The organism is Comamonas sp. MYb21 (assembly GCF_037479395.1).
GTDB lineage: Bacteria > Pseudomonadota > Gammaproteobacteria > Burkholderiales > Burkholderiaceae_C > Comamonas.
Genome location: NZ_JBBGZC010000001.1, coordinates 648,449 through 664,530 on the forward strand (window position 1 = coordinate 648,449; position 16,082 = coordinate 664,530).

Genomic DNA, 16,082 nt, shown 5'->3' on the forward strand with positions numbered 1-16,082 from the left:
GCTCTGCGCGGTTCAGGCCGTCTTGCTCACATCCAGCTTCAGCGATTCGATCATCGCCTCGCGGATCTTGAACTTCTGGATCTTGCCGGTCACCGTCATCGGGAAGGCCTCTACAAACTCGATGTAGCGCGGCACCTTGTAATGGGCCACCCGGCCCTTGCAGTAGCTGCGCAGCGCCTCGGCATCCAGGCTTTGGCCGGCCTTGACGATGACCCAGGCGCAGAGCTCCTCGCCAAAGCGGCTGTCGGGCACGCCCACCACCTGCACATCCTGCACCTGCGGGTGGGTGTAGAGGAACTCCTCGATCTCGCGCGGGTAGATGTTCTCACCACCCCGGATCACCATGTCCTTGATGCGGCCGACGATGTTCACATAGCCGTCGGCATCCATCGTGGCCAGGTCGCCGGTGTGCATCCAGCCATCGCCATCGATGGCCTCGCGCGTCTTGGCCTCATCACCCCAGTAGCCATGCATGACGGAGTAGCCGCGCGTGCAGAGCTCACCGGATTGGCCCGGGGCCACGGTCTCGCCGGTCTCGGGGCTGACGATCTTGACCTCCAGGTGCGGATGCACCTTGCCGACGGTGGACACGCGCCTGTCCAGCGGCGTGTCGGTCGAGCTTTGGCAGCTGACCGGGCTGGTCTCGGTCATGCCGTAGGCGATGGTGATCTCGGACAGATGCATCTGGCTGACCACGCGCTTCATCACCTCGATCGGGCAGGGCGAGCCGGCCATGATGCCGGTGCGCAGGCTCGACAGATCGAACTCGGCAAAGCGCGGGTGGTCCAGCTCGGCGATGAACATCGTGGGCACGCCATGCAGGCCGGTGCAGCGCTCGGCCTGCACCGTCTCCAGCACCGTCAGCGCATCAAAGCCATCATTGGGGTAGACCATGGCCGCGCCATGCGTCATGCAGGCCATATTGCCCAGCACCATGCCAAAGCAGTGGTAGAGCGGCACGGGGATGCAGAGCCGGTCTTCTTCCGAGAGCTTCATTGCCTCGCCAATGAAATAGCCGTTGTTGACGATATTGCGGTGGGTCAGCGTGGCGCCCTTGGGGAAGCCCGTGGTTCCACTGGTGAACTGGATATTGATCGGGTCGTAAGGCGTCAAAGTGGCGCCGATCTGCGCGACCTGCGGGTCGGCCGCATCACCGCTGGCGATAAAGCGCGAGAAGCGCTGCATGCCCGGCTGCTCCTGGCCCTGGCCTGCGACATCGATCCAGACCACTAGGCGCAGATCGGGCAGGGCCTCGATCTGCAGCGCAGCGCTGGCCTGGGTTTCCAGCTCAGGCGCCAGCGCGCGCACCATGCCCAGGTAATCGCTGGTCTTGAAGCGCTCCATCACAAACAGCGCCTTGCACTGCACCTTGTTGAGCGCATAGGCCAACTCCGAGGTGCGGTAGGCCGGGTTGATGTTGACCAAGATGATGCCCACATGGGCGGTGGCCAGCTGCAGCAGCACCCATTCCACATTGTTGTGCGACCAGATCCCCACCCGGTCGCCCTTGGCGATGCCAGCGCGCAGCAAGGCGCTGGCCAGTTGCTGCGATTGCTCCAGCAGCTGCTGGTAAGTAAGGCGCAGGCCCTGGTGGCGGCTGATGAGCGCATCGCGCGCGCCAAAGCGCGCTGCCGTCTCGCTCAGCTGCTGGCCGATGGTCTTGTTGAGCAGGCGCGGCTCGCTGGCGCCCCGTGCATAGCTGCTGGTCAATCTGGTCTCGCTCATGGTGTCTCCTGTCCGCCGCCCAACCAGCCGGGTCGGCGGCCCTGTTCCTTGTCTTTCAGGATACGCGAGCGTGCCGCGCAAATGATGGCAGGATGGTTGCAAATGTCGCCAGTACAATGGCTCTGCTTGGCGCTTTTTAAACCCCACCCTCCATGCCCAAACCGCTGCCCTCCTCTGCCGTCGTGCACCACCCCGCCGTTACGCCCATGGCCTTTGTCCGGGCCATCGCGCGGGCCTACCAGCACCGGGGACTGAGTGCGGACCGCGCACTGCAATTGGCGCAAATCGATCCCTTGGCGGTCGAAAAAGATGGCCCCGGCATCACCGCCTTGCAGTTCGAGACCCTCTCCGATGCCGCCATGCAGGAGCTGGACGACGAGGCCCTGGGCTGGTTCAGCCGGCGCCTGCCCTGGGGCAGCTATGGCATGCTGGCGCGCGCCTCGCTCACCAGCCCCAACCTGGGGGTGGCGCTCAAGCGCTGGTGCCGCCACCATGGCCTGCTCACCGATGACCTGGCGCTCAGCCTGCAGGTACAGGGCGAGACGGCCACGGTCGAGATCATCGAGCACACCGGCCTGGGTGAGCTGCGCGAGTTCTGCCTGGTGTCCATGCTGCGCAATATGCATGGGCTGTCGAGCTGGTTTGTCGACTCGTCGCTGCCGCTGTTCAAGGTGAGTTTTCCGTTCGAGGCGCCGGCCCATGCCGATGTCTATGCGCTGCTCTTCCCCGGCGATGTGCAGTTTGGTGCGCCGGTCACCCGCATGCAGTTTGATGCGCGTTATCTCGCCTTGCCGATTGCCCGCGATGAGGCGGCCTTGCAGCGCATGCTGCAGCGCGCGCTGCCGCTGACCGTGCGCCCCTACCGGCGCGACCGGCTGATGGTGCAGCGTGTGCGCCAGCTGCTGGCGGCCGACCCCTCGGCCATGCACAGCGCCGACAGCCTCTCGGCCAAGCTGCACCTGTCGCTGCGCACCCTGCACCGCCAGCTGAAGGACGAGGGTGCATCGCTGCAGGCCCTGAAGGACGAGGTGCGGCGCGAACGCTCGCTGACCCTGCTGCACCGCAGCAACCGCCCCATTAAACAGATTGCGCAGCTGGCCGGCTTCAGCAACGACAAGAGCTTTATCCGGGCCTTTCGCACCTGGATGGGCATGTCCCCGGCCGAGTACCGCAAGAGCACCCGCCCGCCGGCCTGAACACCGGCCCGATTTGCAACCTGGCTGACACCTGCAGGGCAGCCGCTGGCGTCCATTCGTGCCAAGATGGCGGCACAACATCGGATGGAGACTTGCCGTGATCGAGCTGTACCACTGTGTGAGCGCGCGCTCGTTCCGCGCGCTATGGATGCTGGAAGAGCTGGGCCTGCCCTACCGGCTGCAGATGCTACCCTTTCCACCCCGCGCACTGGCCAAGCACTACCTGGCACTCAATCCGCTGGGCACCGTGCCGCTGCTGATCGACGGCGACACGCGCATGACCGAGTCCGCCGCCATCTGCCAGTACCTGGCGAGCCGCGACCCGGCGCAGCGCCTGGAGGTACAGCCCAGCGACCCCGCCTATGGCAGCTACCTGAACTGGCTGCACATGTCCGATGCGACCTTGACCTTTCCGCAGACCCTGGTGCTGCGCTACCAGTTCTTTGAGCCCGCCGTGCGGCGCCAGCCCCAGGTCGCCCAAGACTACGAGCGCTGGTTTCTGGGCCGGCTGCGCGCACTGGAGACCGCCGCCCAGGCGATGCCGGCCGACCAGCCCTACCTCTGCGCAGGCCGCTTCACTGCTGCCGATGTGGCCGTGGGCTATGCGCTGATGCTGTCGGACTACTTGGGCATGTCCTCGCAATGGGGGCCGGCCACCCAGCACTACTGGATGCACCTGCAGCAGCGCGCCGCCTTTCTGCGCAGCCTGGAGGTTGAAAAGCAGGCCGCGCTGGACCAGCAGATCGACCCCATTCCATCGCCCTTGATCCGGCCCTGAACCTGCCTTGAAGCCCACCGACATGATCGCCATCACCGACCACACCACCATCGGCCAGGCCTTGCAGGCCGCCATTGCGCGCTACCCTGATCACAGCCTGCTGGCGGTACCTGCCAACCCCAAACGCAGCTACCTGCCCGAGGGCTGCGAGTTCAGCTACACGCAGGCCGGCGCCCATATTGCGCGGCTGCAGGCCCACTACCAGGCAGCGGGCTATGGCGTGGGCCACCGTGTGGGCCTGTTTCTGGAAAGCCGGCCCGAGCACCTCTGGCACAAGCTGGCGATGAACAGCCTGGGCATCTGCTGCGTGCCCATCAACCCCGACTACAAGCGCCGTGAGCTGAACTACCTGATCGACCATGCGCAGCTGGACCTGGTCATCTGCCTGCCCGAGCGGCTCGAGGCGCTGCAGCAGTCCCTGCAGGACACGCGCAACCAGCCGGCCCTGGTCTGCAGCGATCCGCAAGATGGCAGCGCCATCACGCTACCGCCGGCCCGCTCGCAGCCCTCGGGCAGCCTGAGCGCCGACACGCCCGCGAGCATCCTCTACACCTCGGGCACCACCGGCCAGCCCAAGGGCTGTGTGCTCTCGCATGCCTATGAGCTGGCCGCTGGCAAGTGGTATGCGTCCCACCCCGGCCATGTGTCGATCCAGGAAGGCCGCGAGCGCCTGTTCAACCCGCTGCCGCTGTTCCATGTCAACGCCTCGATTCTGTCGTTCTACTGCATGCTGCTCACCGGCGGCTGCCAAATCCAGACCGACCGCTTTCAGCCCAGCCGCTGGTGGGAAGAGGTGGCCAGTAGCCGCGCCACCATCGTCCATTACCTGGGCGTGATCATTCCGCTCTTGCTCAAGCAGCCGCCATCCGACTGGGAAAAGCAGCACTGCGTGCGCTTTGGCTATGGCGCGGGGGTGGAGCCGCAGCTGCATGCCGCTTTCGAGCAGCGTTTTGGCTTTCCGCTGATCGAGCTCTGGGGCATGACCGAGGTGGTGCGCACCCTCTCCGACCATGGCGACGACCGCCAGGTGGGCACGCGCTCCTTCGGCCGTGGTGCGCCGGGGCTCGAGGTGCGGGTGGCCGATGAGAGCGGCCAGCCGGTGCCGCCCGGCACGCCTGGCGAGATGCTGGTGCGCTACTCGGCCGAGACCCCGCGCAAGCATTTTTTCAGCGAATACCTGGACAACCCCGAGGCCACCGCCAAGGCCTGGGAAGGCGGCTGGTTCCACACCGGGGATGTGGTGGTGCAGGACCCCGATGGCCTGCTGCACTTCATGGACCGGCGCAAGAACATCATCCGCCGCTCCGGCGAGAACATTGCCGCCGCCGAGGTCGAGGCCGTGCTGCTGTCCCACCCCAAGGTGCACCAGGTGGCCGTGCTGGCCGCCCCCGATGAGATCCGCGAAGAAGAGGTGCTCGCCAGCATTGTGCTGACCGAAGGTGTGGCGCCCGGCACCGCCATCTGCCAGGAGCTGTTTGCGTTCTGCCAGCAGGAGATGGCCTACTACAAGGTGCCAGGCTGGTGGTGGTTCACCGACGAGATCCCCACCACCGGCACGCAAAAGATCCAGAAGCACCGGATTCTGGCGGCGGGCCAGGATGTGCGCAGCCTGCCCCAGGTGCTGGACATGCGGGCGCACAAAAAGCGCTGAGCCCGCTGCGCTGCGGGCAGTCTGAGCGTCTAGCCTGCGCGGCGCAGCAGGTCGGCGCCCTTCTCGCCAATCATCATCGTGGCCGCGCAGGTGTTGGCCGAGGTGATCTCCGGCATCACCGAGGCATCGATCACCCGCAGCCCCTGCAGCCCATGCACGCGCAGTTGGGCATCAACGACGGCACCTGCCTCCGGCCGGGGCCCCATGCGCGCCGTGCCGTTGAGGTGGTAGGACGAGACACCGTAGCGGTAGATAAAGTCCAGGATCTCGTCATCGGACTGCACCTGCGGCCCGGGCATGACCTCGTCCACCCGGTACGGCGCCAGCGCCTGGCTCTGCAGCAAGGCCCGGGCCTGGCGCACACCGCGAATAAGGGTCTGGCGGTCGCCCTCTTCCGCCAGATAGCGCGGCTGCACCACTGGATCAGCCAGCGGATCGGCTGATGCCAGCTGCACCGTGCCCATGCTTTGCGGCCGGTGCTGCCAGACGCCGCAGGTCATGCCCGGAAACACATCGAGCTGGCCCACATAGCCTTCGCGGTAGCTGGCCGGGGAGAACACGCCTTGCAGATCGGGCCGGTCCAGCCCCGGCTGCGAGGCCGCGAACCAGTGCACGACGGACGGGCTGAGCTGCAGAATATTGGGCTTGCCGCGCAGCCATTGCCAGGCCTGGCCCCAGAGGCGCGGTACACGCGCCAGCTCGTTGATCGTGGTCGCGTTCTTCACCGACGCGACCAGCCGCACCGAGAAATGGTCCTTAAGGTGCTGGCCCACGCCCGGCAAATGCACCTGGGTGGCAATGCCCAAAGCGCGCAGCTGCTCGCCGTCGCCAATGCCCGACAGCTGCAGCAGCTTCGGCGTGTTGATGGCGCCGGCGCTGACCACCACCTCGCGCCGCGCCATCACCTGGCGCCGCACACCGCCCTGCAGGTATTCCACCCCGCAGGCGCGGCCGCCCTCGATCAGAATGCGCAGCGCCTGCGCGCCGGTCCGCACATCCAGGTTGCCGCGCCGCACAGCCGAGCGCAGAAAGCAGCCCGCCGTGCTCATGCGCCAGCCATTGTGGATGCTGCGCTGGAAATAGCCCACGCCTTGCTGGTAGGCGCCGTTGTAGTCCGGGTTGCGCGCCAGGCCCTGCTCAGCGGCGCCGTCCAAAAATGCCTCGCAAATCGGGTGCGGCCAGTGCGGCAGGCTGACCTTGAGCGGCCCGTTGTGGCCGCGCAGGGCCGGATCGCCACCATCGACAAAATGCTCGCTGCGCTGGAAGTACGGCAGCACCTCGTCATAGGACCACCCAGCATTGCCCTGCGCCGCCCAGCCGTCGAAATCCTCGCGCTGGCCCCGGTTGTAGACCAGGCCATTGATGGAGGTGGATCCGCCCAAAGTCTTGCCCTGGGGCAGCGGAATGCGCCGGCCGCCGGTGCGCTCGGTCGGTTCGGAGCTGAACTGCCAGGCCACCGCCGGGTTGAAGATAACCTTGATAAAACCGGCTGGCAGCTTGAGGTAGGGCCGGTGGTCGGGCGGGCCCGCTTCGAGCACGCAGATGCGCAGCGCCGGGTCCTCGCCCAAGCGGGCGGCGACGATGGCACCGGCCGCGCCGCTGCCGACCACCACATAGTCAAAGCTGTCGGCTGCCGGCGCGCTCATGCATGGGCTCCCAGGTACGCGGCACGCACCTTGGGGTCGCGCCGCAGATCGGCAGCGGCGCCCTGCAGGGTGAAGTGGCCCGTCTCCAGCACATAGGCGCGGTCGGCTACCGCCAGCGCCTGGTTGGCCATCTGCTCGACCAGCAAGATGGTCACCCCCTGCGCCTTGAGCTGGCGCACGATCGCAAAGATCTCCTTGACGATCAGCGGCGCCAGGCCCAGCGAGGGCTCATCGAGCAGCAGCAGCTTGGGCCGCGACATCAGCGCACGCGCAATCGCCAGCATCTGCTGCTCGCCGCCCGACATGGTGCCAGCCATCTGCGCGCGGCGCTCCCGCAGCCGGGGAAAGGTGTTGAACTGCTGCTCCACATCAGCGGCAATCGCGGCGGCCCCATCCTTGCGGTGGTAGGCGCCCAGCAGCAGGTTGTCATGCACGCTCTGGTCGGCAAACACCTGGCGGCCCTCGGGCGACTGGGCAATGCCAAAGGGCACACGCAGGTGGCCGGGCATGCGGGTGATGTCCTGGCCCAGAAACTCGATACGGCCCGCCGCTGTGGGCTCCAGGCCGGAGATGGCCTTCATCAAGGTGCTCTTGCCCGCGCCATTGCCACCGATGATGGTGACCACCTCACCGGCATGCACCTGCAGCGACACCCCTTTGAGCGCCTGCACGGCACCGTAGTGCAGCTCCAGCGCCTCGACACTCAGCAATGGTGTTTGCTCAGACATGGGTGCCTCCGTTCATCGCGTTGTCCTCGGTTTCATCGTCGCTGCCCAGGTAGGCGGCAATCACGCGCGGGTTGCTTTGCACCTGCTGGGGCGTGCCCTCGGCAATCTTCTGGCCGTAGTCGAGCACGATCACGTGGTCGGACACGGCCATCACCAGGTCCATATGGTGCTCGATCAGCAGCACGGTGATGCCCAGATCGCGGATGCGCGCAATCACCTGGATCAGCTCCTGCGTCTCCTGCGGGTTGAGACCGGCGGCCGGCTCATCGAGCAGCAGCAAACGCGGGTGGGTGGCCAGCGCGCGCGCCAGCTCCAGCCGGCGCTGCAGACCATAAGGCAGGCTGCCTGCGGTATGCAGTGCCTTGTCGCGCAGCTGCAGGCGGTCAAGGATCTGCAAGGCCTCGTCACGCGCAGCCAGCTCGGCGCGCCGGGCCTTGCCGACGCCGATCAGGCTGGCAAAGAAGCCCGCTTGGATATGCGCATGCAGGCCCACCTTGACGTTGTCGAGCACCGTCATGTCGCTGAAGAGGCGCAGGTTCTGAAAGGTGCGTCCCAGGCCCATGCGGGCAATCCGGTTGGGCGACACGCCGACAATGCTCTGGCCCGCAAACTGGATGGAGCCGCGCTCGGGCACCACAATGCCCGACAGGATGTTGAGCAAGGTCGTCTTGCCGGCACCATTGGGCCCGATCAGCGAATGCACATGGCCGGGCTTGATGCAGAGATCCACCTCATTGGTAGGCACCACGCCGCCATAGGCCTTGTAGATGCCGCGACCGTCCAGCAAGCCCTCGGCACCGGTACTGGCCAGCGGCGCGGCCGATTTGAGCTGCCAGGCCGGCAGATCCTGCGGCAGCTGCGGCGTGGGCAGCAGGCCCGGTGCGTATTTCCGCGCCAGGCTGCGCAAGGTACCGGCCAGGCCATTGGGCATGGCGTAGAGCGCAAACAGCAGCAGCGCACCATAGGTGAAATGCTGCACGCCCGGCCAGCGCGACAGCAGCGAATCGAGCAAGGTCAGCACCACCGCACCCAGCAGTGGCCCGTAGACGGAATTGCCGCCAAACAGCACCACCAGCAGGAAGAACACCGACAGGTTGAAGGTGATGAAGTCGGAGTTGATGTACTGGTTCTGCTGCGTGATCAGCGCGCCGGCAATGCCGCAGGTAAAGGCGCTGATGACAAAGGCCAGCACCTTGAACTTGTAGACGCTGACGCCCACGCTCTCGGCCGCCACCTCGGCGGTGTTGACGGCCATGAAGGCGCGGCCAAAGCGCCCCGCCAGCAGGTGGCGGAACATGATATGCAGCGCCACGCACAGGGCCAGCACAAACCAGACCCAGTGCGAGGAGGCAAACATCTGATCGCCGAGCTTCAAGGGCACCACACCATAGATGCCCTGCTGGCCGGCAAACACATCCTGCCATTCGGAGACCACCTTCTCGACGACGATGCCAAAGCCGATGGTGACCATCGCCAGCGCCGGTCCCTTGACCCGCAGCGCCGGCAGCGCAATCACCACGCCAAACAGGCCGGCCAGCACGCCAGCCATCGCAAAGGCGGCCCAGGGGTTCCAGCCCCAGCGGGTGGTGAGCAGGGCCACCGCATAGGCGCCCACGGCAAACAGGCCGGCATGGCCCAGCGATTTCTGGCCGGTGTAGTTCACCAGCACGTTCAGCCCCGAGGCGGCGATGTAGTTGACCCCGATCAGAAAGACGATGCGCAGGTAGAAGTCGTTGCTGGTCATCAGCGGGATGGCGGCCACCAGCGCCGCCACCAGGGCCAGCCAGCCGTAGTGCTTGATCTCGCTGTTCATCAGACTTTCTCCACGATCTTCTGACCCAAGAGGCCCTGGGGCCGCACGACCAGCACCACGATGATCAGCAAGAAGATGCTGATCTCGCGCATCTCCGCCTGCCACAGGCCCACCAGGGCTTCGATCAAACCCAGCACAAAGCCGCCCAGCATGCAGCCGCGTGGGCTGGTCAGCCCACCCAGAATGGCCGAGGAGAAGGCCTTGAGCGCCAAGGTCATGCCCATGAACACCGAGGCGGTGGTGATGGGCGCAATCAGCAAACCGGCCAGGCCCGCCAGGCTGGAGCTGATGACAAAGGCCAGCACGACGATGGCCGTCACATTGATGCCCATCAGGGTGGCTGCACTGCCGCTTTGCGCGACGGCGCGCACGGCCTTGCCGATGCGGGTGTGGCGCATCACATAATCGAGCGCGAGCAGCACGGCCACGCTGCAGACCAGCACCAGCACCTCTTGGGGCAGCACACCGGCATTGCCGATGCGCAGCACCTCGCTGCCCAGCGGCGAGGGCATGACCAGCGGCGCCGGGCCCCAGATGGCCAAGGCCGTGTTCTGGATGATGATGCCAAAGCCGATGGTGCTCATCACCCAGGCCATGCCACCGCGCCCCACAAAGGGCCGCACGGCGGCGTAGTACAGCAGCAGGCCCAGCAGCGCCAGGACGGCCATCGTGCCCACCAGGCTGAGCACATAGCGCCACAGGCTGACATCGGCGGGCAGCAGGCTGTCGGTGATGTTCTTGCCGGCGAGCAGCAGCAGCACCGAGACCGCGACAAACGCGCCCGCGACCAGGAACTCGCCCTGGCCAAAATTCAAGGTCTTGGTGGTGTTGAAGGTGATGTTGAAACCCACCGCCACCAAGGCATAAATACTTCCCAAGGCCAGCCCGCTAAAGACCGCCTGCAGTATCGAATCCAGCATACGCACCCCAGACACATTGCCGCTAAAAAAACCAGGCCTGCGGACCGCATGGGGCGGGCGCAGGCCTGACGAGTCGATGCCTTACTTCTTCAGATCCGCTGGCGTCAGCGACTTGTAGACACTGTCTTCAAAGCGCACCACGTCGCTGCCCTTCCAGCGGGCGAGGTAGAAGTCGCCCACGCTCAGGCCTTCGTGGTTGGTTTTGCTAAAGGGCTTGTCATAGGTCTTGATCACGCCTTCGGTGCTGTTCAGGTTCTCCAGCGCAGCAGCGACCTTCTCGCCATCGGTGCTGTTGGCCTGCTTCATCGCAGCGGCCAGCAGCATCACCGAGTCATAGGCCTGGGCTGCGCAGGGGAAGGTGGTCAGGGTCGGGAAGTTCACGCGCACCCGCTGGCCCAGGGCCTTGGTCTTGGCAGAGGTGTCTTCGGTCGTCGAAGCCGCCATGATCAGGTGCTCGGCCAGCTTGGTGCCCGCCATCTTGGGCAGCAGCGAGCTGAGGTTGCCCCAGGTGCCCAGAGTCGTGGGCATGTAGTTGATCTTCTCCATGCTGCGTAGCACCTGGGCGGCGCCGTCAGCAATGCCGTAGATGATCACGGTGTCCGCACCCGCCGCCTTGATCTTGTTGAGCTGCGAGGTCATGTCGGTGTCTTTGGGACCGTACTTTTCAACGGCCACCGGCTTGATGCCGTGCAAGGCCAGAATCTCGGTCGCATCCTTGATGCCGCCCTGGCCGTAGCCGGTGGAGTCCGCCAGGATGGCGATCTTCTTGTCCTTCGAGGCCTTGACGGCATAGGCGCCCAGCAGCGCGACCTGCTCGCGGTCCACCATCGAGATGCGGTAGAGGTAGTTCTGCGGCTCCTTGGCGTAGCGCGTGGTGATCTCGGTGGCGGTACCAATCGGCACGATCACCGGCACCTTCTTTTGCTGCGGAATATGCAGCCAGGCCAGCGCATTGCCAGAGTTGGCCGGGCCCACGATACCGCTGACCTTTTCGCTGTCGATCAGCTCCTGCACCGTCTGGATGGCCTTGGGAGGGGTGCCCTGGTCATCGCGCACCACGCCCACCAGCTTGCGGCCCATGATGCCACCGGCCTTGTTGATGTCCTCGATAGCGGCTTCAAAGCCCCAGCGGCCGGAGATGCCCAGCTCGGCCACGCCGCTGGCCGATTGGTCGGCGGTGTAGCCGATCTTGATGTCCTGGGCCTGGGCCGAAAATGCCAAAGTGCTGGCCACCAGTGCCGCAGCCTTCGTCAAACGATAGACGAGCTTGTTCATGTTTGTCTCCTTGCTTTGTTGTCAAATCTCTTGGTCAGCCCCCACCGCACGCACGAGGCCCTTGTCTTCTTCAATATAGCGGCGGATGCCGCAAACGCTCTTCTGGGTTTCTCCTAAGTAAGAGTTCGTAACTACAACCCCTTAGTGGCGGTGCTCGGCCAGCAGCAGATCAGCGGCCTTTTCGGCAATCATCATCGTCGGCGCGCCGGTATTGCCCGAGGGCATGGCCGGCATCACCGAGGCATCGGCCACCCGCAAACCAGTGATGCCATGCACGCGCAGTTGGGGGTCGACCACGGACTGGCCATCGCCGGCTGCGCCCATGCGGCAGGTACCCATGAAGTGCCAGGCCGTGCTGCCCCGCTCGCGGGCAAACTGCAGCAGTTCCTCGTCCGATTGCAGCTGGGCGGACGGCGCCTCATCGCTGGCCACATAGGGCGCCAAGGCGGCACTGTGCAGCAGGCGCCGGGCCTGGCGCAGGCCTTCAACGACCAGGCGCTGGTCGACCTCATCGTGCAGGTAGTGCGGCTGGATCACCGGGCTGTCCCAGGCATGGGCCGATGCCAGACGCACATGGCCCCGGCTCTGCGGCCGCAGCTGGTAAAAGCCCAGGGTCATGCCGGGAAAATCATCGAGCTGGCCGGCAATGCCGGAGGCATAGCTGCCGGGCGAGAAATGGAACTGAAAATCTGCCCGCCCACCAGACGTTTGGGCCGATGAGAAGGCATAAGCCACCGAAGGGCTGATCGCCAGAATGCTGGGCTTGCTCGCCATCCAGCGCGCCACCTGGCCCCAGAGCCGCCAGCCCCGGGCGGTGGTGTTCAAGGTCGGCGCGTTCTGCACCCGCACGATGGAGCGCAGCATCATATGGTCTTGCAAGCCCTGGCCCACACCCGGCAGGTGCTGCTGTACGGCAATGCCCAGGTCCTGCAAGCGCTGTGCATCGCCCAGGCCGGACAGGTTGAGCAGCTTGGGCGAGTTGATGGCACCGGCCGCCACCACCACCTCGCGGCTGGCCTGCAGGCGCCGCAGCGGGCCGCCGGGCTCGGCCGCGTATTCCACACCGGTGACACGTGTGCCCTCCATCACCAGGCGGCTGACCTGGGCGCGGGGGATGACGCGCAGATTGGCGCGCCCCTTGGCCGGGCGCAAAAAGGCCTTGGCGGCACTGACCCGCCAGCCCCGGTGGATCCAGCGCTGGTAATAGCCAGCACCCTCCTGCTTGCCCGCGTTGTAGTCCTTGCCCGAGGGAATGCCCTGGCTGGCGGCACCGGCGATAAAGGCATCGCACAGCGGGTGGCGCCAGTCACAGTCGGTGATCGGCAATTCGCCTTCCAGCCCCCGGTAGTTCACATCGCAGATGGCCAGGCGCCGCTCCGAGCGCTTGAAGTACGGCAGCACCTCGTCATAAGACCAGCCGGTGGCGCCCTGCGCTGCCCAGTCATCGTAGTCCTGGGCCTGGCCGCGCACATAGTTGAAACCGTTGACGGCACTGGATCCGCCCAGGGTGCGGCCCAGCTGCGCGACCACCTGGCGGCCCATGGTGGCGGCATCGGGCGCGGTCTTGAAGGGCCAGGTGTAGCGGGGGTTGTAGCCGACCTTGATAAAGCCGGCGGGGATATGGATGTAGGGGTGGTGATCGGGTGGGCCGGCCTCCAGCAGACAGACCTGGAAGCGGCCCGATGCGCTCAGGCGGTTGGCAAGGATGCAGCCGGCCATGCCGGCACCGACAATGATGAAGTCAAACGCTGCATCCCACTCATGCACAGGCCCCATAACAACTCCAGGTGGCAACCAGACGAAAAGTCTAGGTGCAGCCTGGCATCAGGCCTGTCGCTTCAGTGTCCCCCGCTTTGCGAGGAGGTGGCCAGGTTTTCTCAGGCGGCCAGGGCTGATGCGCGGGCCACGCGCTGGGGCAGATCGGCCATGTGTTCAAAGAACTGGCTGGCACCGGCTGCGGCCAGATCGGCCTGCGAGCAGACTGCATGCGCTGGCGGGTGGTAGGCCCACACGGTAGCGCCGGCCGCCACACCCGCCTGGGTGCCGGTCACGCTGTCTTCAATCACCAGGCAGCGCTGCGGATCAGCGCCCAGCGCGGCGGCGGCCGCCAGGTAGACATCCGGGAAAGGCTTGGTGCGTGGCATCTCATGGCCGCTGAAAATGCGCCCTTCAAAATAAGGCAGCAAGCCGGCAATGCGCAGCTGCATCACGATCTTCTTGCGGTCCGCACCCGAGGCGCAGGCGATCTGCCCTTTGAACTGGGCATGCAAGGCCTTGATGGCCTCCACCGCGCCTTCAATGGCTTTGACATCCTGCTCCAGCGCCACATTGCGGCGCGCATAGAACTCTTCCATCCAGGCATCGGTCAGCGGCTTGCCGGTGTTGGCCTCGATCAAGTCCTTCTGGCTGCGCACCATCTTGCCGATGAACAGCTGCAGGCAATCCTCGGACGACAGCACCCAGCCCGCCTCGTTGAGCATCGTGCACAGCACCCGGTTGGTGATGACTTCGCTGTCCACCAACACACCATCGCAATCAAACAGCATGGCCTCAAAGCCTGCATTGGGGTTCATTTTGGGGTCCTAGAAAAATGGCAGGTAGTGATCAGAATTGGTCACCATCCAGATAAAACCAGCGGCCTTGCTCCTGCACAAAGCGGCTGCGTTCATGCAGGCGCACCGCGCGCCCTTGCAGCTTGTAGCGGGCGACAAACTCTACCTCGGCATGGCTGTCATCCACCGGATCAAAGGCTTTCACCTGCAAGCCCAGCCAGCGGCACTGGGGCTCAAAATCCAGCTGCGACGGTCGGGTAGAGGGATGCCAGGTGGCCAACAGGTAGGCACGCTCTTCCAGCACAAAGGCGCTGTAACGCGATCGCATCAGATGCTCGGCATCCGGTGCCGGCATGCCCTCAAAATCAGCAATGAAGCGGCCGCAACAGGCGCTGTAGGCGGCGCCGGATTCACAAGGGCAGAGGGGCTGCGCGGGCGATGGAGGTTTCTTCGCCATGGCTTAGCGCAGCGCCCCAAAAACCTTGCGCACGACAGCATTGGCGCTGCCCAGCGGGTTCTGGCGAATCGCGCGCTCCTGCTCGCCAATCACGGCGTAGAGGCCATCGAGGGTCTTGCCAGTCACATACTGGTTCAGGTCCAGCGCATCACTGGAGACACCAAAGCTGGAAGCCTTGCCCACCAGCTGGTTGTACTGCTGCACCACACCGACCTGGCCGGTCGCCTGGGTCACCACGGGCAAAAAGCGCTGCGTCAAAGGCTGGCGCGTCTTGTCCATAAAGAAGGTGGTCACCGAGTGGTCACCACCACTCAGAATGCGTTTGGCATCATCGAGGGTCATGCGCTGCACCGCGTCCAGCAGCACATCCTTGCCCATCGGAACCGCCATCTCGGCCGCGCGGTTGATACCCTGCTCCACTTCATCCACATAGCGGCCTTGGCCAAAGCGGCGCATCATCTTGGCCGCCTCACCCATATAGCCTGGCAGCGGAATGCGCAACTGCGGGTTGTTGAAAAAGCCCCCGCTTTGGCCCAGCTGGGACACCGCCACCTGCGCGCCCTGGGTCAGCGCGGCCTTGATGCCCTGGCTGGCATCGGTATTGCTCAGATCGGCCAGCGAGAGCGCCAAAGCCGGAGACACCGCGCCGGCGCCGCCCAGCAGCGCCAATAGATGCAGCAAACGGCGGCGCTGCGCCTGGCGCAGACAGCTTTGCTCGGTCATGGCAGTCCTTGAAAACACAAACCAGCTATTGTGCCAAACACCGGCATCCAGCCGTGCGCCAGGGTGCTTGCCGGGGCAGCGCTGAAGCGCAAAACATAGTCAGCCGGAGGCTTGGGAAGGGTGCCAGATAGTGCCGGCCAAAAGAAAAACCCCTCTACTCGGGAAGAGCAGAGGGGTTGATCAGTATAAAAGCCTGACGATGACCTACTTTCACACGGGAATCCGCACTATCATCGGCGCGAAGTCGTTTCACTGTCCTGTTCGGGATGGGAAGGAGTGGTACCAACTTGCTATGGTCATCAGGCATAACTTTTTGCTCCTTGGCGGCTTTGCGCTGATCGGTCGATCAGGGCACTGCTGCTTTCGAAGCGAATTCATAGAGTCGGCATCAAGCTTTTGGGGCTTGGTGCTATCAGCGTTTAATTTGATTGCGCCGACCTGAGCCAGTGATTGTAACACGCTGTGGTGCCCATCATGGTCTGATCTCAAGTCTTTGGCATAACTGCAGTTGCAGTGTTCTTTGCATTGGGCCCCATCTAAGGGCGGGGCCAATCAAAGTTATAGGGTCAAGCCGCACGAGCAATTAGTATTGGTTAGCTTAACGCATTGCTGCGCTTC

The 16,082-nt window shown here is 64.8% G+C and carries 13 protein-coding genes and 1 rRNA gene; 3 read left to right on the plus strand and 11 right to left on the minus strand.

The window, feature by feature from the left end; genetic code table 11:
* Positions 1-12: 12 nt before the first annotated feature.
* Complete coding sequence (locus tag WH367_RS02930; RefSeq protein WP_339534099.1) at positions 13-1,725, minus strand: AMP-binding protein; 1,713 nt, start codon at positions 1,723-1,725, stop codon at positions 13-15.
* Between the two features lie 152 nt (positions 1,726-1,877).
* On the opposite strand from WH367_RS02930, the gene WH367_RS02935 reads away from it, so the two are divergent.
* From WH367_RS02935 to WH367_RS02945, 3 genes are all read left to right on the plus strand, one after another.
* Positions 1,878-2,921 (plus strand): AraC family transcriptional regulator, encoded by a 1,044-nt coding sequence (locus tag WH367_RS02935; protein WP_230770387.1) that lies wholly within the window; start codon positions 1,878-1,880, stop codon positions 2,919-2,921.
* Between the two features lie 97 nt (positions 2,922-3,018).
* Positions 3,019-3,699, plus strand: coding sequence for a glutathione S-transferase family protein (locus WH367_RS02940; RefSeq protein ID WP_339534102.1), 681 nt, complete (start codon positions 3,019-3,021; stop codon positions 3,697-3,699).
* Between the two features lie 7 nt (positions 3,700-3,706).
* Positions 3,707-5,350: an AMP-binding protein gene (locus WH367_RS02945; protein ID WP_339534103.1), complete on the plus strand. Its 1,644-nt coding sequence runs from the start codon at positions 3,707-3,709 to the stop codon at positions 5,348-5,350.
* A gap of 29 nt (positions 5,351-5,379) precedes the next feature.
* Here the strand turns inward: WH367_RS02945 and WH367_RS02950 are convergent, their stop codons facing one another.
* From WH367_RS02950 to rrf, 10 genes are all read right to left on the minus strand, one after another.
* Positions 5,380-6,996, minus strand: coding sequence for a GMC family oxidoreductase (locus tag WH367_RS02950; RefSeq protein WP_339534105.1), 1,617 nt, complete (start codon positions 6,994-6,996; stop codon positions 5,380-5,382).
* Positions 6,993-7,724: an ABC transporter ATP-binding protein gene (locus tag WH367_RS02955; RefSeq protein WP_339534106.1), complete on the minus strand. Its 732-nt coding sequence runs from the start codon at positions 7,722-7,724 to the stop codon at positions 6,993-6,995. Before WH367_RS02955 ends, WH367_RS02950 begins: the two co-directional genes overlap by 4 nt.
* Positions 7,717-9,537 carry a branched-chain amino acid ABC transporter ATP-binding protein/permease gene (locus WH367_RS02960; protein ID WP_339534108.1) on the minus strand — a complete coding sequence of 607 codons (1,821 nt, stop codon included), beginning with the start codon at positions 9,535-9,537 and terminating at the stop codon, positions 7,717-7,719. Before WH367_RS02960 ends, WH367_RS02955 begins: the two co-directional genes overlap by 8 nt.
* Positions 9,537-10,457: a branched-chain amino acid ABC transporter permease gene (locus tag WH367_RS02965; protein WP_312988734.1), complete on the minus strand. Its 921-nt coding sequence runs from the start codon at positions 10,455-10,457 to the stop codon at positions 9,537-9,539. Before WH367_RS02965 ends, WH367_RS02960 begins: the two co-directional genes overlap by 1 nt.
* A gap of 81 nt (positions 10,458-10,538) precedes the next feature.
* Entirely contained in the window at positions 10,539-11,732 is a 1,194-nt protein-coding gene (locus tag WH367_RS02970; protein ID WP_312988732.1) for an ABC transporter substrate-binding protein, read from the minus strand.
* 141 nt (positions 11,733-11,873) lie between these two features.
* The gene (locus WH367_RS02975) at positions 11,874-13,508 is read right to left on the minus strand and encodes a GMC family oxidoreductase (protein ID WP_339534110.1); all 1,635 of its coding nucleotides are present in this window, start codon (positions 13,506-13,508) and stop codon (positions 11,874-11,876) included.
* Positions 13,509-13,609: 101 nt separating this feature from the next.
* Positions 13,610-14,305: an HAD family hydrolase gene (locus WH367_RS02980; protein ID WP_339534111.1), complete on the minus strand. Its 696-nt coding sequence runs from the start codon at positions 14,303-14,305 to the stop codon at positions 13,610-13,612.
* A gap of 31 nt (positions 14,306-14,336) precedes the next feature.
* A complete protein-coding gene (locus WH367_RS02985) occupies positions 14,337-14,741 on the minus strand; it encodes a YchJ family protein (protein WP_339534112.1) in 405 nt (134 codons plus the stop codon).
* A 3-nt stretch (positions 14,742-14,744) separates the two neighbouring features.
* Positions 14,745-15,464 carry a DUF4197 domain-containing protein gene (locus WH367_RS02990; RefSeq protein WP_339534113.1) on the minus strand — a complete coding sequence of 240 codons (720 nt, stop codon included), beginning with the start codon at positions 15,462-15,464 and terminating at the stop codon, positions 14,745-14,747.
* Positions 15,465-15,655: 191 nt separating this feature from the next.
* Positions 15,656-15,768, minus strand: a 5S ribosomal RNA gene (rrf, locus tag WH367_RS02995).
* Positions 15,769-16,082: the final 314 nt, after the last annotated feature.